Annotated in this window: 21 protein-coding genes and 1 tRNA gene; 7 read left to right on the top strand and 15 right to left on the bottom strand. The window is 58.3% G+C overall.

Annotated elements, in window-relative coordinates; translation table 11 throughout:
* Positions 1-2: 2 nt before the first annotated feature.
* A tRNA-Leu gene (locus AC0V6W_RS08990) sits at positions 3-89 on the bottom strand.
* Positions 69-191 carry a hypothetical protein gene (locus AC0V6W_RS08985; protein ID WP_486149224.1) on the bottom strand — a complete coding sequence of 41 codons (123 nt, stop codon included), beginning with the start codon at positions 189-191 and terminating at the stop codon, positions 69-71. The genes AC0V6W_RS08990 and AC0V6W_RS08985 overlap by 21 nt, the downstream gene beginning before the upstream one ends.
* A gap of 51 nt (positions 192-242) precedes the next feature.
* On the opposite strand from AC0V6W_RS08985, the gene AC0V6W_RS08980 reads away from it, so the two are divergent.
* On the top strand, positions 243-1,949 hold the full coding sequence (locus AC0V6W_RS08980; protein ID WP_486149222.1) for a cation:proton antiporter domain-containing protein: 1,707 nt from the start codon (positions 243-245) through the stop codon (positions 1,947-1,949).
* A 7-nt stretch (positions 1,950-1,956) separates the two neighbouring features.
* On the opposite strand, the gene AC0V6W_RS08975 is transcribed toward AC0V6W_RS08980, so the two are convergent.
* Positions 1,957-2,238, bottom strand: a complete 282-nt coding sequence (locus tag AC0V6W_RS08975; protein WP_486149220.1) for an integration host factor subunit beta — start codon at positions 2,236-2,238, stop codon at positions 1,957-1,959.
* 233 nt (positions 2,239-2,471) lie between these two features.
* Positions 2,472-2,810, bottom strand: coding sequence for a GntR family transcriptional regulator (locus AC0V6W_RS08970; protein WP_486149218.1), 339 nt, complete (start codon positions 2,808-2,810; stop codon positions 2,472-2,474).
* Positions 2,811-3,051: 241 nt separating this feature from the next.
* Between AC0V6W_RS08970 and AC0V6W_RS08965 the strand changes: the two genes are divergently transcribed.
* Together AC0V6W_RS08965 and AC0V6W_RS08960 are read left to right on the top strand one after the other, a co-directional pair.
* On the top strand, positions 3,052-4,716 hold the full coding sequence (locus tag AC0V6W_RS08965) for a peptide MFS transporter (protein ID WP_486149216.1): 1,665 nt from the start codon (positions 3,052-3,054) through the stop codon (positions 4,714-4,716).
* A 40-nt stretch (positions 4,717-4,756) separates the two neighbouring features.
* Positions 4,757-5,257 carry an FKBP-type peptidyl-prolyl cis-trans isomerase gene (locus AC0V6W_RS08960; protein WP_486149214.1) on the top strand — a complete coding sequence of 167 codons (501 nt, stop codon included), beginning with the start codon at positions 4,757-4,759 and terminating at the stop codon, positions 5,255-5,257.
* Positions 5,258-5,292: 35 nt separating this feature from the next.
* Here AC0V6W_RS08960 and AC0V6W_RS08955 read toward each other — a convergent pair whose 3' ends face one another.
* Complete coding sequence (locus tag AC0V6W_RS08955) at positions 5,293-5,637, bottom strand: winged helix-turn-helix transcriptional regulator (RefSeq protein ID WP_486149212.1); 345 nt, start codon at positions 5,635-5,637, stop codon at positions 5,293-5,295.
* Positions 5,638-5,735: 98 nt separating this feature from the next.
* On the opposite strand from AC0V6W_RS08955, the gene AC0V6W_RS08950 reads away from it, so the two are divergent.
* Together AC0V6W_RS08950 and AC0V6W_RS08945 are read left to right on the top strand one after the other, a co-directional pair.
* Complete coding sequence (locus AC0V6W_RS08950; protein ID WP_486149210.1) at positions 5,736-6,179, top strand: PaaI family thioesterase; 444 nt, start codon at positions 5,736-5,738, stop codon at positions 6,177-6,179.
* Between the two features lie 36 nt (positions 6,180-6,215).
* Entirely contained in the window at positions 6,216-6,890 is a 675-nt protein-coding gene (locus AC0V6W_RS08945) for an NnrU family protein (protein WP_486149208.1), read from the top strand.
* Here AC0V6W_RS08945 and AC0V6W_RS08940 read toward each other — a convergent pair.
* Both AC0V6W_RS08940 and AC0V6W_RS08935 read right to left on the bottom strand, forming a co-directional pair.
* On the bottom strand, positions 6,887-7,711 hold the full coding sequence (locus tag AC0V6W_RS08940) for an alpha/beta hydrolase (protein ID WP_486149206.1): 825 nt from the start codon (positions 7,709-7,711) through the stop codon (positions 6,887-6,889). The two genes, AC0V6W_RS08945 and AC0V6W_RS08940, sit on opposite strands and share 4 nt — an antisense overlap.
* Positions 7,712-7,714: 3 nt before the next feature.
* The gene (locus AC0V6W_RS08935) at positions 7,715-8,512 is read right to left on the bottom strand and encodes a crotonase/enoyl-CoA hydratase family protein (RefSeq protein ID WP_486149204.1); all 798 of its coding nucleotides are present in this window, start codon (positions 8,510-8,512) and stop codon (positions 7,715-7,717) included.
* Positions 8,513-8,717: 205 nt separating this feature from the next.
* Here AC0V6W_RS08935 and AC0V6W_RS08930 point away from each other — a divergent pair, with 205 nt between their 5' ends.
* On the top strand, positions 8,718-9,896 hold the full coding sequence (locus AC0V6W_RS08930; protein WP_486151524.1) for an MlaA family lipoprotein: 1,179 nt from the start codon (positions 8,718-8,720) through the stop codon (positions 9,894-9,896).
* Here the strand turns inward: AC0V6W_RS08930 and AC0V6W_RS08925 are convergent.
* From AC0V6W_RS08925 to rpe, 8 genes are all read right to left on the bottom strand, one after another.
* Positions 9,889-10,341: a hypothetical protein gene (locus AC0V6W_RS08925; protein WP_486149202.1), complete on the bottom strand. Its 453-nt coding sequence runs from the start codon at positions 10,339-10,341 to the stop codon at positions 9,889-9,891. The two genes, AC0V6W_RS08930 and AC0V6W_RS08925, sit on opposite strands and share 8 nt — an antisense overlap.
* Before the next feature lie 9 nt (positions 10,342-10,350).
* Positions 10,351-12,288 (bottom strand): 1-deoxy-D-xylulose-5-phosphate synthase, encoded by a 1,938-nt coding sequence (gene dxs, locus AC0V6W_RS08920; protein WP_486149200.1) that lies wholly within the window; start codon positions 12,286-12,288, stop codon positions 10,351-10,353.
* 138 nt (positions 12,289-12,426) lie between these two features.
* Positions 12,427-12,927, bottom strand: coding sequence for a Fur family transcriptional regulator (locus AC0V6W_RS08915; protein ID WP_486149198.1), 501 nt, complete (start codon positions 12,925-12,927; stop codon positions 12,427-12,429).
* Between the two features lie 32 nt (positions 12,928-12,959).
* Positions 12,960-13,643, bottom strand: coding sequence for a peptide-methionine (S)-S-oxide reductase MsrA (msrA, locus tag AC0V6W_RS08910; RefSeq protein ID WP_486149196.1), 684 nt, complete (start codon positions 13,641-13,643; stop codon positions 12,960-12,962).
* A 3-nt stretch (positions 13,644-13,646) separates the two neighbouring features.
* Positions 13,647-13,838, bottom strand: a complete 192-nt coding sequence (locus AC0V6W_RS08905; protein ID WP_486149194.1) for a hypothetical protein — start codon at positions 13,836-13,838, stop codon at positions 13,647-13,649.
* A 267-nt stretch (positions 13,839-14,105) separates the two neighbouring features.
* Complete coding sequence (gene purH, locus AC0V6W_RS08900) at positions 14,106-15,728, bottom strand: bifunctional phosphoribosylaminoimidazolecarboxamide formyltransferase/IMP cyclohydrolase (RefSeq protein ID WP_486149192.1); 1,623 nt, start codon at positions 15,726-15,728, stop codon at positions 14,106-14,108.
* Positions 15,729-15,737: 9 nt separating this feature from the next.
* Entirely contained in the window at positions 15,738-17,672 is a 1,935-nt protein-coding gene (locus tag AC0V6W_RS08895) for a heparinase II/III family protein (protein ID WP_486149190.1), read from the bottom strand.
* On the bottom strand, positions 17,630-18,292 hold the full coding sequence (gene rpe / locus AC0V6W_RS08890; protein WP_486149188.1) for a ribulose-phosphate 3-epimerase: 663 nt from the start codon (positions 18,290-18,292) through the stop codon (positions 17,630-17,632). Before rpe ends, AC0V6W_RS08895 begins: the two co-directional genes overlap by 43 nt.
* Positions 18,293-18,555: 263 nt before the next feature.
* On the opposite strand from rpe, the gene AC0V6W_RS08885 reads away from it, so the two are divergent.
* A complete protein-coding gene (locus tag AC0V6W_RS08885) occupies positions 18,556-19,083 on the top strand; it encodes a DUF2141 domain-containing protein (protein WP_486149186.1) in 528 nt (175 codons plus the stop codon).
* The last annotated feature ends 6 nt before the right edge of the window (positions 19,084-19,089 follow it).

The following is a 19,089-nucleotide window of genomic DNA, read 5'->3' as shown; positions in this document are numbered from 1 at the left end:
CATGGTGCGGGTGGCGGGACTCGAACCCGCACGATCTATAGGATCAGGGGATTTTAAGTCCCCGGCGTCTACCATTCCGCCACACCCGCATGCACTGACCTGCCGGTTCGATAGCCAGCCCAAAGCGCCGCTGCAACCGCTGCTGTCACTCTTGCGCCAAAGCCCTTGTCATCAGCATAATCTCCGCCCACTTAACTGATAGCAGCGCGCGTTCATGCCCGCTGCTATGGGACACAGACAACATGGCAGGCGATGCGCTTCACGATGGCCATTCGGTGGTCGCAACAATCCAGCCCGCAATAACGCTGCTGGGATTGGGCATTGGTGCTGCGGTGCTGGCCCGAATGGCGCGATTGAACCCGATTGTTGGCTATCTCGGACTTGGGCTCGCTCTCTCCATTCTCGGCTATGCCGATGCGTTTTCAGGCCCGATCGTTGTCGCATTGGCAGAAGTTGGAATCATGTTTTTGCTGTTTAATCTGGGGCTGCATTTCTCGCTCGGGCGCATCCGGGCAGAAGCGGCCAACATATTCGGATTTGGCAGCTTGCAAATGCTGGTGGCTGGCGGCGCCTTTGCCGGGCTGTTTATGGCGGTGGGCGCACTTAGCAATCTTGTGATCCCGATCGAGTTTGCGATTATCGCTGGTCTTGCCATGGGGCTATCCTCCACCGCGGTGGTGATTGGCCTTGTAAAAGAACGGGGCCAGGAAGATTGCCCCGTTGGCAGAGCGGCCCAATCGATTCTGATCTTTCAAGACATCGCCGCGATCCTTTTGCTGGTCGCGGTGGGCGCCTTGGGCAGCGGCAGCACATTGGCACCGGCGCTGGGCATGGCGGGGGTGAAAGCCTTATGCGCTTTTGCCATTGCGGTGCTGTTTGCCCGCTACCTAACCGAGCCCGTGTTCCGCGCGATTGCAAAGGTCGGAAGCGCAGAAGTCTACACCGCGACCGCTTTGTTCATCGCTCTTGCGGCGGGCTGGGCGGCGGGCATGGCGGGCCTATCGCTGACTTTGGGAGCGTTTCTGGGCGGAATGGCGGTGGCAGATTCGCGTTACCGGATCATGGTCCAAACCGAGATTGACGCATTCAAAGGCCTGTTTCTTGGTTTCTTTTTCATCTCGGTTGGCCTGTCGATTGATCCTGCCACTCTGGCGGACAATTGGCTGGTTGCCATCATGGCTGCAGCGGGCCTTATCGCGATCAAATGCGCGATGAATGTGGCAGCCGGCCTTGCCAATCGCTGGTCTGTGCCGGGTTCTATTCAATTGGGATTCCTGCTTGGACAGGGCAGCGAATTTGCGCTGGTCCTTTTGGCCTTGCCCGCCCTTGCAGGAATGGTCGAACCGCAACTGGTGTCGATCCTGGTCACAGCCATCGCGATCAGTCTGGCCGTCACTCCGCTCGTATCAAATTGGGGCCGATCCCTCGCAGGAAAATTGCGCGCGGGGCCGCCCGATCAGAAACTGGCGGGCGATGACGCGCCCGTGGTGATTATCGGGCTTGCGCCTGCCGGACGGGCGGTGGCCGATGCGCTGAGCTATAACGGCATCGGCTATCTTGCGGTTGAAGCTGACACACCGCGATTTGAACGCGCGCTTGCTGATGGATACCATGTCCACAGCGCCAATCCCGCCGATCCGCGCAGCTGGGATGCCCTGGGGATGGAGCGGCGCAAGGTTGTGCTGGTGGCCACAGGCAATGTCGCGATATCGCGCGAGCTAACCCCGCTCGTGCAAGAACGCCTGCCGGGCATCGCCCGCGTGATCGCCCTGTCCGGCAGCGATCCTATGGATGAATTTGCGACCCTTGGCATGATGCCCATCGACGTCACCGCTGAAGGCGGGACCGAAGAGATTATCAACGCCGTGTTCGCAGCCCTCGATCAGGAACGCGCCTACCCTGTGCCGGGTCTTGCCGATGATGAAGATGCGAAACTGATCGCGGCTTAAGCGGGGATCAATCGCCGTTTAAGCGTTTGCGAATTTCCTTGCCCGCTTTGAAATAGGGCACGCGCTTTGCCGGAACTTCCACCGCTTCGCCGGTGCGCGGATTGCGCCCGGTGCGCGCTTCGCGTTCACGCGTGGAGAACGCGCCAAAGCCGCGCAGTTCAACCCGCCCGCCTTCGGCCAAACGCCCGGCAATTTCGTCGAAAAAGATGTCCACCACCTGCTCGATTTCTTCTGCACGCAGTTCCGGATTGTCTTTGTGGAGCTCTTGGAGCAGCTCGGATCTGATCATTTCAGTCTCCCCATAGCCCGCGCATACCTCGCGCGTCGCTAGCGTCGTCGACGGCAAAATCCCCGCCAGAATTTTAGCGTCCCGACCCGATGAACGCCCCCTGTTACATTTACGTGCCAGACCATCGCGTTTTGCGCAAGCTGTGCGAACGCGAAAATTTCATTGAGTTAGAGGAAGTTACGGCAGGTCATTGATTCTAAAGCCAATTGGCAGATGCAGCAAATGCATCCGATTTAGCCGGTTTCGGTCAGATCCGCTGGCGAAAGGCCTAAACGGTCCATCCGCGCGCGGATTTCGGGCCATTCTTCGCGCAGGAACTGGTCGCGTTCCCGGCTGCGCAATTGCTGCGCTGCGCCTTTCACCACATACATGCCAACGCCGCGTTGCACTTCGACAAGGCCATCGTTCTGAAACTGCTGATAGGCTTTTGCCACAGTCAGCGGATTGGCGCCCTGCTGGGCTGCCAAAGCGCGAACCGATGGCAGCATTGCCCCTTCGGCATAATCGCCATCGATAATGGCAGCCGCGATCTGATCGCGCAATTTCAAGTAAACGGGTCGGCTTTGGCTCATTATATCCTCGCTAGGTGATGCAGTGCCATAATACAGCCATTCGCGTCAAGCTCGCGTCCGGTTACATTGTGTTGCCAAAAAGGGCTGCACATCCCCCAGTGCACAGATGCGACACAAACCATGAAGCGCGGTTTCGCCTGTAACTAAGTCTTCACAGTTGCGATTTGGCCGTTAGGGTGCGGAGCTTCAAACAAGGCTGGCGACAACGCGGCCAAAGGGATCATCGGGGAAGCACACGTTTATGGATATCTCAGCCTGGGGCTATGGAGAATGGGCCGCAACAGCAGCAAGTGTGGTGCTGTTTGTCTTTCTGGCAGCCGGAGCATGGGCGATCACCCGCCCGCAAGAAGAAGTGCTGGGCCATCCCAAAGGCCTGTACATGCTGTTCTTTGCAGAAATGTGGGAGCGATTTTCGTTCTATGGGATGCGCGCATTGCTCGTCCTGTATCTGACGAAACATTGGCTGTATTCTGATGGAACCGCCAACCTGATCTACGGTGCTTATGGCACGCTTGTTTATATCACTCCCGTACTTGGGGGCTGGTTGGCTGATCGGTATCTGGGCCAGCGCAAAGCGGTGTTGTTCGGCGCAATCCTGCTAACGCTGGGCCATATCTTCATGGCGTTCGAAGGCGATGGATCAGGTTTCCAGAACGACCCCACGCTCAATGTCTTTTGGCTTGCACTGGCGCTCATCATTGTTGGTTCGGGCTTTTTGAAAGCAAACATTTCCGTGCTGGTTGGCCAGCTTTACCCGCGCACCGATATCCGCCGCGATGGGGCCTATACGATTTTCTACATGGGTGTGAACCTGGGCGCGGCGACCGGCGTTCTTATCGCGGCGTTCCTTGGCGAAACGGTCAGCTGGGCGCTTGGCTTTGGTCTGGCGGGCATCGGCATGCTGGTGGGCCTTATTGTGTTTATCGTCGGCAAGCCTCTGCTCAAGGGCAATGGCGAATCGCCCGTCCCGCACAAACTCAAAGAAAAAGTCGCCGGGATCAATTTTGAATGGCTGCTCTACGGTGTTGGTCTTGCCGGTGTCGCGGTGATTTGGGTGTTGATCCAATACCAAAGCCTTGTTGGCGGATTGCTGGCGGTCGCTGGCATCGCCCTGCTGGTCTATGTCCTTATCGAAGCGTTCAAGCTCGACAAGGAAGCGCGCGACAGGGTGTTTGCAATGATCTTCTTTATCCTGCTGATGCCGGTGTTTTGGGGGCTGTTTGAACAGGCAGGCGGCTCGGTGAACCTGTTCACTGACCGTCACGTTGATCGCGGAGCCATCCCAACCACATTCTTCCAATCGATCAATCCGATCTTCATCATCCTGCTCGCACCGCTATTTGCGATTGCATGGCAGATGATGGCGGCGCGCAATATCGAACCGTCCACGCCTGCCAAGATGGGTCTGGGCATTGTCCAGATGGGCCTTGCGTTTATTGTCATGGTCTGGGGCGCGAACAATTTCAGCACCACCAACGCCGAAGGCGCGATCATGATGCCGGTGTTGTTCCTGTTTATCTTCTACCTGCTTTCGACCACGGGCGAACTGTGCTTGTCGCCTGTTGGCCTGTCGGCGATGAACCGGCTTTCGGTCAAGCATATGGCCAGCCTGATGATGGCAGCTTTCTTCTTTGGCACGGCAGGCGGGCAGTTTGTTGCAGGCTTTATGGGATCGCTGATGGGCGAAGGCGAAGGCGGCAATATGACGCGCGAAGGAGCGCTGGAAGTTTACTGGACAATGGGTCTGGTCGCTGCCGGAATTGGCGTTGCTGTCATCATTGTCTCGCCCTTGGTCAAAAAGCTGATGCATCTCGATACGCTGACAGATGACGATGATCAGGCAGAGGCAGCTGGCGCAAATGCTCAGCAGGCGGGCGTTCGTCCCGCGACACCTATCGCCGAATAATCGGCCGCCAGGGCTTCAAACCACTTTGGAGAACACGCGTATGAAACGTCTCATTTTGGCCCCGATCATGGGCGGACTGATCCTGTCGGCATATCCCGCAACCGCGCAGGATGAGGCTGGATCTGGCGACGCGCCCGTAGTGCGCGATGGCGCGTGGCATTCGAAACAGCAGCTCTACTTGCTCAATCTGAGCTCGGCAGATGGCTGGTATTTCATCCCGGGCGGGGTGCGTTATAAATATCTCACCTACACCGGATCGCAGCAAAAGCCTGCGGTGTCCGACACTGTCACGGTTCATTACGAGGGCCGATTGATCGACGGGTCCGTGTTCGACAGTTCTTATGAACGCGGCGAACCGGCTAAATTCCCTTTGAGCAACCTGATCAAGGGCTGGCAGCTCGCCATACCTCAAATCGGCATTGGCGAAGCGATCGAAGTCGCGATCCCTGCGGACCTGGCTTACGGCCCGCAAGGCAGCGGCCCAATTCCGGGCGGCGCGACATTGATTTTCAAGATTGAGCTGCTCGATATCGGCGGTTAGGCAACCCGAAACAATTTAAGCTCAATTGCCAGCCGCTAATCAGGCCAATGTCGCAACGCTTCTCCATCACTGAACAAATGCTCTGCCCCCCACTTCGCCATCTCACGGTATAGCGGGACCAGTGCACGCCCGCTTTCCGTTAGAATATAGGTTGCACGCTTTCCCTCTGGCGGGTCGCGCACCAACAGCCCTGCTTCTTGGAGGATTGCCAGCCGCGATGTGAGCGCGGCGCGATTGATGTCCAATCGCTCGACAAATTGTTCAAACTTGCTCGCGCCCAAGAATGCTTCGCGCAAGATCAACAATACCCATCGATCACCCAGCAATCTGGCAGATCGACCAATCGGACATGGCGCTTTTGAGGGACGATAGGTTTTCATATTGGCATTGGCTCCTGGTCAATCTGCAATACAGACTTGCCTCCAGCGCGCGCAAGCTGCATAACATCTGCTTTTCAGACTTTATGCGGAGCCTCCTCATGACCCAATCCCGTTTCGACAGCCCCGAAGCCTCGCTTGCCTATATGAAGAAAGTCGCGGTGAAAGGATCAGGGTTCTCAAATTGGCTCCAGGTTGAACCGCATCTCGTGTGGCAAGGCGCGAGCGAGCTGCGCCTTGTATTGCGCCCTGAAATGACCCAGCACCACGGCTTTGCCCACGGCGCAATCGTCGGCTTGATGGCCGATAATGCATGCGCATGGGCCGGAGCATCGGTCGCAGGCGATGTCGTCACGGGGTCATACACGATCAACTTTCTGCGCCCTGCCCTTGGAGACAGCCTGATAGCCAAAGGCGAGGTCATCAAACCAGGCAAACGCCAAGTGGTCGTCCGCAGCGATGTTTGGGCCGAAAGCAAGGGCACCGATCCCATCCATGTCGCGACCGCGCAGGCAACCATTATTCCCACCGGCCAAGTGAAATGATAGACTTCTCCGGACTGCTCTGGGGAGGGATTGTATATGGACGCGCAGCTTTACCAATTGATCGCAGCCAATGCGGCGTTTGTCGCGACTCATTTCATCATGTCGCACCCGCTGCGCGCGCCCATGGTCAAAGCGCTGGACGAAACCGGGCAGCAGATCGCTTATTCGGCCATCAGTCTGGCGCTGCTCGTGTGGATCTATTTCGCATTCACCGCATCGCCGCCGGCTGATTTACCGGGATCGGGCACGGCTGGCTGGATCATCGCAACCGCGCTGACTTTGCCGATGGCTGTGCTTTATGCAGGCTCCATGATCGGCAATCCTGCGCTGGGCATGCCGGGATCAGAGGATATGGCCCGCGCCGCGCCCAAGGGTGTCTTCACCATTACGCGCCATCCCATGATGTGGGGGTTTGCGCTGTGGGCGCTGTCACACATGGTCCTTTTCTGGAGCTGGCGCACCATGATCACCGCTTTTGCGATGGGGCTGCTCGCGCTGGTCGGCGCGCATATGCAGGACGTTAAGAAACGCGCGCTGATGGGGGATGCGTGGGAGCAATGGGAACAGCGCACCAGCTTTTGGCCGCGCCTCACAGGCTTTGCGTCCGCAGGCCCAGTGCCATGGGTGATTGGGATTGTTCTGTTCGCCGCGCTCAGCTGGGCGCATTTGCCGATTGGCGGGATTGCTGCTGGTATCTGGCGCTGGCTCTAACGGCTTGGCGGCGTAACGGTCTCAGCGCCAAAACCCTGCGCCTCTAACCACTGGACCTGCGCGTCCTGCGCATCGGCGGTGAAGGTCAGGTCGTGGCCAGCGCCTTCGAACGCCTGAAACGCGCTGCCTTCAACCCGCTCGCTTAACGCTTTGCCATGCGCAAAGGGCACCACATTGTCCGCCGTGCCGTGCTGGATCAGCAGCGGCAATTGCATGCCATCAAGCTTGCTCGCATTGTCATAGGTGTCTTTCAGCAAGGGCCGCACCGGAAACATCGGCAAAGCATCGGCCGCCGCATCAGTAAGCGATGTGAACGGCGAGACCAGAATCAGCGCGGCGGGCCAATTCTCATTGGCCATTTGCACAGCAACACCCGACCCCAGCGAATTGCCGCCAATAATGATCTGGTCAGGCGAAAATCCCTGCTCGGCCAGAAATGCCATTGCGGTGCGCCCATCATCATACAGCCCCTGCTCCGATGGCTCTCCCGGATTGCCGCCATATCCGCGATAAGAAGCGAGCAGCACGCCATATCCTGCACGCGCGATCGCTTGGGTCTCGATTGTAGCGCCTGCCAGCGATCCGCCATTGCCATGAAACCACACCGCAACCGGCTGGCCCAATTCAGGCTCCCGCCAATGCGCGACAAGATCGAGGCCATCAGGCGTTAGCAGTTTCACCGCTTCAAATCCGGGCGCAGGATCGCGGCTTTCCTGAGGAGCAGGGTAGATAAACCGTCCTTGCAAAGCGAACAAGATCGCAAGCACCGTCAGATAACAAACGGCAATCGCGACAAGGATGCGAAACGCCAAAACGCCCATGATTTATTCGCCCCGAAAAACCGGATCGCGCTTTTCGATCAAGGCTGCGACCCCTTCGGCATGATCCGCAGTGGAATGCATCATCGCCTGCGTATTGGCCGCCAGTTCGAGCGCGCTATCATAGCTCAATTCGCGACCCTGCCGCAGCAATGTTTTGGCCTGACGCAGGCTGTGCGGCGGCAATTTGGCGACTTTTTCTGCCAGCTTATGCGCTTGTGCCATCAGATCATTGGCAGCGACCACCCGGCTGACCAATCCCCAATCGAGCGCGGTCGGCGCGTCAATCACATCGCCTGTAAAAAACAGTTCCGCTGCGCGCGCATCACCAATGATCCGCGGCAAAATCCAAGTCCCGCCATCGCCCGGAATTATGCCGAGTTTCAGGAAAGTGACGCCGAATTTCGCTTTCTCACTCGCAATGCGCATATCGGCAAGGCAGGCCACATCGCATCCCAGCCCAATCGCAGGCCCATTGACCGCCGCGATTACCGGCACGCGCAGGCCATACAGCGCGCGTAGGATAAGATGGATATTGTCGCGATAGCCGTCTGAAATGGCAGGGGTGGTGCCGCCAAATGCGCCCGTCTTGTCGCGCATGGCTTTCACATCGCCGCCGGCTGAAAAGGCCCGGCCCGCGCCCGTTAAGATAACGCAGCGCACGGACAAATCGCGATTAATCGCATCACAAATGGCGCGAAATTCATCGCCGTCCCCCGGCGCGCCAAGTGGGTTCATCGTGTCAGCCCGGTCAATCGTCAGCGTTGTGACCGGGCCATTTTGGTCAAGATTAATCAGAGACATATCCGCCTGATAGTCCACGTATTGCGCGAATGCGACCAGCAATATTGCGCTTGCTCCCGCACTTGAATTGCACGGGCGTTCAACCCACCTGATTTACAAGGCACGTCATAGAGCAGAGGCCTGTTCCCCGGCCGCTATCTTGTTGCAATGTGCTAACACGTGGCTTCGCAGATTTTGGAGATTCGCTATACCACCTGTGCGTCTGATGTTTGCGGCTGGACTGCTTTTGATTGCGCAAGGCGTAATCGCAGCGCCCGCACAGGCGGAAACGGGGGAGAATGCGGCACGTCCGGCGTCGTCGGTCACAGCAGCTTTTGCCAGCGTCCAAGCAGGTCAGCAGCAGACGAGCGGGCAATTGCTGTCGCTCAACTGGTCACTGAAGTCTGGCCAGGAAACAGCGGTACAGGGATCTGCGGGGCAGCAATCGGAAGAACAGCAATCCTCCCTGCCGCCTGCGTCTGGCGATGATGCTATCGTCACCGACGAGCTGGAAAGCGGCGCATCGCTGGATGATCCATCACAGGGTTCCAGCGCCCAAAGCAGCGAAGACGAAGGCAACGAAATCGTCGTGGAAGGCGAATATGGCCCGCCGCGAAACGACCCGGCCGAAGCGCTGAATTTCGAAAGTTACCGGATCACGCAGGCAGTTGACGATGCCTTTGTCGAGCCTGTTGCCTATGCCTATCGCGATGGCCTGCCGACCCCCATTCGCGATGGTCTGGGCAATGTCGTGCGCAATCTGGGGGAGCCGGTGAATGCGCTCAACTTTCTGCTTCAAGGCAAATTTGGCAAAGCGCTGGGCTCGCTCACCCGGCTGCTGATCAACTCAACTCTCGGTCTTGGCGGCGTGTTTGATATGGCGGAAAAGCCCGGCATCGGCATTCCGTACCGGCGCAATGGCTTTGCCAACACGCTGGGATTTTATGGGGTGGAGGCGGGCGCATATCTCTATCTGCCGTTCACCGGCGCGACCAGCGTGCGCGATTTGATCGGCAGCGGGATTGACCAGCTTGTGCTGCCTGTCGCGGTCGGCGCACCGTTCAACACGCCCGAATATGCGCTGCCCTATTTCGTGGTGAACTCGCTCGATGCCCGGCTGGAAGTGGATGCAGAGCTTGCCCGGATTGACCAGACGGTTGACCCCTATGCCGCGCGCCGTGACACGTATCTGGCTCGCCGCGAACGCGAGATTGCGCTGTTACGCGGCGAGGAACCACCAAAGCCGCCGCTGATCCTGCTGGAGGTTGAAGGCGTGATCGAACCGGGCGATGATTATCCGGAAGAATTTGAGGACGCGGAAGGCGGGGATGGCGCACAATCGCAAACACCACCGCTCAGCCTGAATTTTGAGCGCGGCGAAGTGATGGCCGGGCAGATCAGGTAGAGTCGTTTGACGCACCGTGCACTGAGAGGTCGAGCCAACGGCCATAATTGCGCACCGTCGTAGACCATTCCCTTGGCCAATCTGGATAACTACCCTCTCCAATTCCCTGTTGCTTGGCCCACTCGGTGGGCCAGAATTCGAACCACTCCTCTTCATCGATTGGAAGATCGGCGATAAAATCATCAACCGGGTGGCAAGTGATCCGAGGCTTAAAGATACTCAAGAGCTCATCCGCATTATCGAAAATAAACGCAGCGGCTTCTGAGGACACATCGACTGACATCAGCTCAAGGAAATCAGACCGGTTAGGATTTGGACGCCTTGCGAGAGTATCTTGAATTTGGCGCCTCGTATTGCGCCACGCCAGCGTGCCAACAAACACCACGAAAACAAGAACGAACAGGGTCGCAAAGGCCCATTCGGGCAAGCCGAGCAGCGCCCCCATTTCGGTAGTTTACCCCGCCGCTTCCTCAACACCGCCTGTATCAACGCCTGCTGAATTGTGTTTCAGCGCTTTCAGAACCGTCTCGACAATCTGCGGGGCGTTCAATCCGGCCTCGTCATATTGCTTGTCGGGCGAATCTTGATCCTGGAAAGTATCGGGCAAGCGCATGGTGCGCACTTTCAACCCGTTATCGGTTAGCCCTGCATCGCTGGCGAATGTCAGAACATGCGCGCCCAAACCGCCAATCGCGGCTTCCTCGACGGTCACCACCACTTCATGTTCGCGCATCAGGCGTTCGATCAGATCTTCATCCAATGGCTTGGCGAAACGCAAATCGGCAACCGTCGTCGAAAGCCCCTTGGCCTCAAGCGTGTCAGCCGCTTTCTTGGCTTCTTCCAAACGCGCGCCAAGTGACAGGATCGCTACTTTGGACCCTTCGCGCACCACGCGGCCTTTACCGATTTCCAGTGAGTGCAGTGTTTCAGGGATCGGCACGCCGGTGCCGCTGCCGCGCGGATAGCGGAACGCAATCGGGCCATCGTCATATTGGGCAGCCGTATAGGTCATCAGCGCCAGTTCCGCTTCATCCGCAGCCGCCATCACCACCATATTGGGCAGAGTTGCCAGATAGGTGATGTCAAAGCTGCCCGCATGGGTGCAGCCATCCGCTCCGACAAGGCCGGCCCGGTCAATCGCAAAGCGCACTGGCAGGTTCTGGATCGCGACATCGTGGACCACTTGGTCGTAAGCGCGCTGGAGAAAGGTCGAATAAATCGCCGCGAACGGGCGCATGCCCTGGGCAGCAAGGCCAGCGGCGAAAGTCACGCCGTGCTGTTCGGCAATGCCAACATCAAAACTGCGTTCCGGGTGCGCCTTGGCAAAACGGTCCACCCCGGTGCCTGATGGCATAGCCGCTGTGATCGCGCAGATGCGGTCGTCTTCGTTCGCAAGCTTGACCAAAGTGTCGCCAAACACATTCTGATAGGCTGGCGGGCCAGCGGACCCTTTCTGCTTTTCGCCTGTCACCACGTTGAATTTGGGCACGCCGTGATATTTGTCGGACGCTTCTTCGGCGGGTTTGTAGCCCTTGCCTTTTGTCGTCACGACATGGATCAGCACCGGACCTTCTGATGTGTCCCGCACATTTTCGAGCACGGGCACCAGATGATCCAGATTGTGTCCATCAATTGGGCCGACATAATAAAAGCCAAGCTCTTCAAACAAAGTGCCGCCAGTCACCATGCCGCGCGTATATTCTTCGGCCTTGCGCATGCCTTCATGCATGCGGCGGCTCATTTTCTTGACCGCTTTGGACGCGAGGCTGCGCAGGCCGAGATATTCCGAAGAGGACACCATCCGCGCCAGATAGGCAGACAATCCGCCAACGGGCGGCGCTATGGACATATCGTTATCGTTGAGGATCACGACGAGCCGATTGCCCGCTTGGGCCGCGTTGTTCATCGCTTCATAGGCCATCCCGGCGCTCATCGCGCCGTCGCCGATGACTGCGATGCCCCGGCCCGGTCTATCATTCATCTTGTTCGCCATGGCAAAGCCAAGCGCTGCCGAGATCGAGGTCGAGGAATGCGCCGCGCCAAACGGATCATATTCGCTTTCCGCCCGTTTGGTGAAACCGGACAATCCGCCGCCTTGGCGCAAGGTGCGGATCCGGTCGCGTCTGCCGGTGAGGATTTTGTGCGGATAGCATTGGTGGCCAACATCCCAGATCAACCGATCATCGGGCGTGTTGAACACATAATGGATAGCGACGGTCAGTTCGACAACGCCCAAGCCGGACCCCAAATGCCCGCCAGACACGCTGACAGCATCGATCATTTCGGTGCGCAATTCATCGGACAATTGGCGCAATTGCTCCGGTTGGAGCTGGCGGAGCTCATCGGGTGTCGGGACCGTATCGAGCAGCGGAGTTTCGGGCGTTTGAGTCATATCAAGCCCGCTCTACACGGCAAAAACGTGCCTGTCGATGAACGGTTAACCTTTGGAATTGCGGGCAGTGCGGCTGTGGGTGACTGAATTGTGTGACAATTTTGCCTGTAAGGCCCGCTTGCCCGCAAACTGAGTTGCTCAGGTGCACAAATGGCAAAGCCCGCGCACTTCGAGCACGGGTCGTTCTGCTTTGAACGCATTGGCAGCGGCAAGCGAGCGCAAGGTCGCGCTGATCTCTTCATTATCGACATGCTTGGCTTCCCCGCATTCATCGCAGACGAGGAAAATGCAATCATGCACACAGCCGGGATGGGTGTTGGCGAGAAAGGCGTTGGAGCTTTCCACGCGCAGCGCCAAATTGTTCGTCACAAACACATCGAGGATGCGGTAGATGCTGTTGGGCGCCACCCGCTTGCCGCGCGCGGCGGTCAAGCGGTCTGCGATATCATAGGCAGACGTCGGGCGGTCCTGTTCGGCAAGATCAGTAAAAACAGCCTCGCGCATGGAAGTCCACTTTTCACCCTGCGCGACCAAAACGGATTTGGCCGATTGGATTAGCTGCGCGCCTTCAAGGTCTGAATGCGAGTGTGCTTCAGCTTGGGTCTCCACCTGAGCGGATGCAGTCTGTGTGTCTGTCATACCGCCGACTATAGCGACACGCAGGGCGATTGTCAGGCGCTATCGCGCAGGAATTGGGCGCGGTAATCGTTCGGGAACATCACTTTTAGCGAGCGAACCTTGGGTTTGTCCCAGCGCAGAATGTATCCGTGGCGGGGGTTTTTGGCCATGAAATCCTGATGATAGGTTTCCGCGACAAAGAATTTGCGGTGCTTTTCAATGCGTGTGACGATAGGCCGCTTCCACACGCCTGACTGGCCCATTTGCGCCAGATAGGATTTGGCAACGGCGCGCTGTTCCGCGTTAAGCGGCACCAAAGCTGAACGGTAATGCGCGCCCACATCTGGACCCTGGCGGTTCTTCAAAGTTGGGTCAGCGACGACTGAGAAAAAGATGCGCAGCAATTCGTCATAGCGCACCACGTAAGGGTCGTAAGTGATCTTGACCGCTTCGGCATGGTTGGTGCCGCCTGCGATGATCTTGGAATAGCTGGCATTGCCCGCTGCGCCGCCGTGATAACCAGCGACAGCCGATTTCACGCCTTTGACGTGGCTGAACACTCCTTCGACGCCCCAAAAACATCCGCCTGCAAAAATCGCGGTTTTAAGGCCTTTGCCTTCTTTGGCTATCCGCTTGGGCGCAGGAGCGTTTACCGGTTCTTCGGCAGCCAGAGCAGGGGAAGCGCATCCGCTCACCACCAGCGATCCAGCCGCGCAGGCCAGCGCAATTTTCCGCATTGATCAAGTCTCCGTAGGGACGTCGACGATCCGAAATTCATCCGAAGCCTGGGGCGCTTGCAAAGGTTCTGCAGCCGCCGCAGGAGGCGCCAGGTTATCCGCCCACGCATCCGCATTGGCCGCTGCAACGAGCAGTGTTCCGGCGATAAAGCCAAAGCCAAGAAGGCGGTAAAGGTCGGGGGCGAAAAGGCGCATTGTCTCTGCTCGGTTGGTTGCGGTTCGTCTCTATGTCAAAATATGCTTAACAGGCCGTTGCACCCATCGAGCTTACGCAAGAATGAATGCCCGTACCTGTGATGCATTTCGCGGCATTCGCTCAAAAAGTTACGGGCAATCGCGTAAAAAGCTGCAGCCGCACCCTTACGTGCAATGCCGCAGGAGCGTGTTTACGGTGCGACCACAGTGAGCCCGGTCTTGCGCAATGCTGGAGGCATTTGGCCGCTTAATGCGACATGCGTGGCGTTAATGGCGGAAGTGCCGCATCCCGGTAAACACCATGGCAAGACCGGCATCGTCCGCTGCTTCGATCACTTCATCATCGCGGATCGAACCACCCGGCTGAATGACAGCGCTCGCCCCCGCTTCGGCGGCGGCCAGCAGGCCATCGGCAAAGGGGAAGAACGCATCAGATGCGACCGCGCTGCCTTGAGTGCGCGGATCATCCCAGCCATAGGTTTCGGCGGCTTCCGCCGCCTTGATCGCAGCAATCCGCGCCGAATCGCGCCGGTTCATCTGGCCGGCCCCTATCCCCGCGGTGGCACCATCTTTGGCATAGACTATCGCGTTTGATTTGACGTGGCGAGCGACCGTCCAAGCAAACAGGCAGTCTTTCAATTCCTGCGGCGTGGGCGCGCGTTTGGTCATGATTCTGAGATCAGCCTCAGACACCGCGCCATTGTCGCGGCCTTGCACCAGCATCCCGCCTGCAATGGACTTCATCGCAAACCCGCCCCGGCGCGGATCCGGCAGAGTGCCGCATTCCAGAATGCGCAGATTCTTCTTTCTGGCAAAAACCGCGCGCGCATCCGCGCTCACTTTGGGCGCAATGACGACCTCGGTGAAAATCTCTGCAATCGCTTCGGCTGTGGCGCCGTCCAGTTCGGTGTTGACCGCCACGATCCCGCCAAAGGCTGACACGCTGTCGCATTGCAGCGCATGGGTCCATGCGTCCAGCAAAGTGGAACCCTGTGCCACTCCGCATGGATTGGCGTGCTTGACAATCACCACCGCCGGGTCTTGCCCTGCAAATTCGGCCGCTAGTTCCAACGCGGCGTCTGCATCGTTCAAATTGTTGTAGCTGAGCGCTTTGCCCTGCAATTGCTGGGCTTGCGGCACGCCTGCTCCGCCAACAACCTGCGGCACATAAATGGCAGCAGATTGATGTGGGTTTTCGCCGTAGCGCAACGTGTCCGCCCGCTTGAACGCCAGCGGCATCGTTTCGGTAAACGGGGTCGCGTGCAAAGCCTCTGCGCCAAGCGGATGCGTGAAGGCATCACCAAATGCGAACCAATTGGCTATCGCTGCATCATAGGCAGCGGTGCGCGCATAGGCCTTGCCCGCCATCCGAATGCGAAAAGCATCGGACGTCGCGCCATCATTCGCGTCCAATTCTTCAAGCAAAGCGCCGTAATCGGCATGGTCGGTCAGAATCGTCACAAAACCGTGGTTTTTTGCAGCAGAGCGCACCATCGAAGGCCCGCCAATATCGATATTCTCGATAATCTCCTCGCGGCCTGCGCCTTTTGCGACGGTCGCCTCAAACGGATAGAGATTGACCACCACCAGATCGATTCCGCCGATGTCATGCGCCTGCATGGCAGCGACGTGTTCAGAATTGTCGCGCAGGGCCAAAAGCCCGCCATGGACCGCAGGGTGCAGCGTTTTAACCCGGCCATCCATCATCTCGGGAAAGCCGGTAAGGTCCGAGACATCGCGAACATCAAGCCCCGCCTCGCGCAGGGTGCGCGCCGTGCCGCCCGTGCTGACCAATTCGACGCCGCGCGCTGCCAAGGCTGCACCCAATTCGGCCAAGCCCGATTTGTCAGACACTGACAACAGCGCCCGTTTGATCGCCATATCACCCATGCGTTTTGGTTATCCCATCTTCTTCAAAAGCCAAGAGAACTGCCCGCCGCCGCGCGATGTCAGCCCCTCGATCACCAATTGTTCGGTGGAAACCGCACGGCCCTCGCTATCGACCCATAGACTGTCTTCGCTCGACAATTCGACATCGCCAACCCCTGCCACATCTGCGCGCAGGCGGAATTGCCATAGACGGCCATCGGGCAGCAGCAGGCTGGCTCCGCGTCCATCTTCGGACATATGCACCTCGACACCCGCGCCCAGATGAAAGCGGATTGCAAAACCCACTTTGCCATTCTTGCCCTTGCGCGATGCGGGCAGCAAAATGTCCTCGCCCGCAAGCTCGCTCCCGTCAGCGCGCAGCGACAATGTGCGGCTATGCGTCAATCCAAAGCGCGCCACATAGCCATCATGCGAAGCAGAAACCCGCACCGCCTCGCGCCCGTGTTTTTGCAGCGAGCGATGTTCGACATCGACCGTCTCTGCCCCTTTGCCAAGCTTGCCATGCAGCAGCACAGCGGTCGAATTGGCATTGTCGAGCACCAGTGTGGAATGCGCCGCCGTGGCGCGCAAACCCTGGCCGATGCGCGCAGGCACTTGCCCGCCAGCCAGCGCTGATCCGCCGCAATTGACGATGATGCGGGTGGGCCCATCGGACATTTCAAAGGCCAGCGTGGACGCGCACCCGACCCGCGCAAACCGCGCGCGCGGCGGCGGGGCGGTGTCAAATTGCACCATAGTTTCACCCCCGCGCATACGCTGAAAACCCCATTGCCCCGCTTCGGCAAGCGGGCGAGTGCGCACACCGCTGGCCGCAATCACAGCGGAAACCCGGTCTGCCGCAATCGCGTTCTGGCCCTGCCAATTACCCAAAGCGCCATCGCCGTGCCGCAGCGCCAAAAGCGGGGGAACCAGCAATTCGCGCAGGACAATCAAAGCTTGCGGCACGTCCTCATCCACCGCTTCATAACAAGCGATAAGATCATTCAGCAGCGCAATCGTGTCCATCTGCACCGATGCACAGCGCGACAAAACGCCGCCATCTTCACCAATCAGATCTCCCAAGGCGCGGATCAATCCCGCCTCGCCATACAGCTTGCGTGGTTTGCCTTCGGGCAGGAGCAGCCCTGCAGCGGTGATCCCGGCCCAGCCTGCAACTTCGCCAAAACCCGTGCTGGCGCGCGAGGTCTTGCGATCAAGCCAGGTGGCGGTTTCATCAATGGCTTTAAGCAGGCGCGAACGCAGAGCTTCATTGCCGCCGCCCAGGATCAGCGGAGCATAAACCAGCCAGGCCATCAGCCTCAGCCCGGTGCGCTCCACTTCCCACGCCGCGCCTTTGCCCGTCTGGCGATTGGCATCGAGCCACAATCCCGTCACCCGCTCAGCCACAGGAATGCAATCACCGCGCGGCGCGCTCGCCGCAAGATCGCTCAACCAGCCAAAACTGTGCACCGATCGCTCGATGCCGGGGCTGAGCCGGGTGGAACCGGAAAAGTCCACCTGGCCAATCGGCGCTTTGACCGAATGAACCAGAAAATGCCCGGCCCGCAAAGCGACACCGGCAGCGCGGTCGCCTGTATTGGGGCTCGTAACTGTGGCCAGCAATCGCAGCGGCGCAGCGCGGCGAAATGGAGCCGCCAGCGCCTGACGCGGAACGCCCAGCCGGTAAGCCAACCGGATCAGCGCCTCCCCCGGCTTTGCGCGCGGCGCAACCACATCAGTGATCGCCAGCGCGCGCGAGGGTTCTATTGCTGCTTCGCCCTCTTGCTCGATGGCCTCACCTGTTAATGCTTGGGGTTCGTCATCACCGCCCAATGGCAGCGCGCTATCACCGGCAGCCTGTGCCGATCCCAATTCGGCTGGATTCGCCGCCTCCTGGTCTTTTTCGCGGAACAGCCCCTGCATTACGCTTTTCCCTTCAACGCCGCGATATTCGCCGCGTAACATTCTTGCCCACCTTTGAATGTGGCTGATCCTGCGACCAGCACGTCTGCGCCCGCTGCCACGCATTCTTGCGCGGTCTGTTTGTTGACACCGCCATCAACCTCAAGGTGAATAGCGCGCCCTGTTTGATCGATCATTTGTCTGATCGCTGAAATCTTACCCAGTTGAGAGCGAATAAAGCTCTGCCCGCCAAAGCCCGGATTGACGCTCATCACCAAAATCAGATCAACCAAATCCATCAGGTTATCGAGCACATCCACCGGCGTTCCGGGGTTTAAAACCACGCCCGCTTTGCAATCCAAAGCCTTGATCGCTTGCACTGTGCGATGGATATGCGGCCCCGCTTCGGGATGGACGGTGATGATATCCGCGCCTGCATCGGCAAAGGCCAGAAGATAGAGATCAACCGGCGAAATCATCAGATGCACGTCAAACGGCTTGTCAGAATGCGGGCGCAAAGCCTTCACCACATCCGGCCCAATGGTGAGATTGGGCACAAAATGCCCATCCATCACATCAATATGCACCCAATCCGCCCCAGCGGCATCAATCGCACGCACCTCTTCGCCCAACCGCGCAAAATCGGCTGAAAGAATGGAAGGTGAGATCAGCGGTGCTGGCATGACATAATTCGCATGGGTTGGAGCGCCCTTTCGTGCGCACCCTTCCATACGGCAGCGCCAATTGCGCTAACAGGCGGGCTGAGCATATTTCTGCAGGTTTTCCACGATGCTACAGCTTTATGAAAGCGTTTGGCGGGTGTGTGAACGCCCCACACGATAAAATTCAGCGTTAATTCACGCACTTTTGCGCATAAAGCACGCAGATTGATGAAGGCTCGGCCAAAATGCCTGCGCCTTGCACAGTGAAGTTACCTAACGGACTAATGATGATGAAACTTATATCCTCCCGCATCAGCGGCGCCAAACTGGCGGCAACATTCATGGCTGGCCTTGCTGTGCTTTCAATGCCTGCTTCGGCTAATGCACAGGTCCAATACGGCCAGAAAATCAGCAACAATCTGCGCGCCTGCTCTCCCGGCGCGGGGCCGGCTGTGCGCGTAACCATTCGCGGGGTTAAAAGCTCATCAGGCAAAGTGCGCCTGCAAAGCTACCGCGCAAACAAGTCGGAATGGCTGGCCAAAGGGCGCTGGATCAACCGGATCGAAGTGCCTGCGCGCAAAGGCACCATGACGATCTGTATGCCCGTGCCCAAAGCGGGCAGCTACGCCATTGCCGCGCGCCACGATGCCAATGGCAATGGCAAAACCGATATCACATCGGATGGCGGCGCGATGTCGAACAATCCCTCGATCAACATCTTCAATCTGGGCAAGCCGTCGGTCAGCAAAACCCGATTTAATGTTGGCGACACAGTCAAGAAGATGACGATCAACATGCTCTACATGGGCTGATCCAGC

It is taken from the genome of Erythrobacter sp. JB1-7 (genome assembly GCF_057365015.1).
The sequence above is the reverse complement of the archived record's forward strand: the minus strand, read 5'-3'. Positions and strand labels throughout refer to the sequence as shown.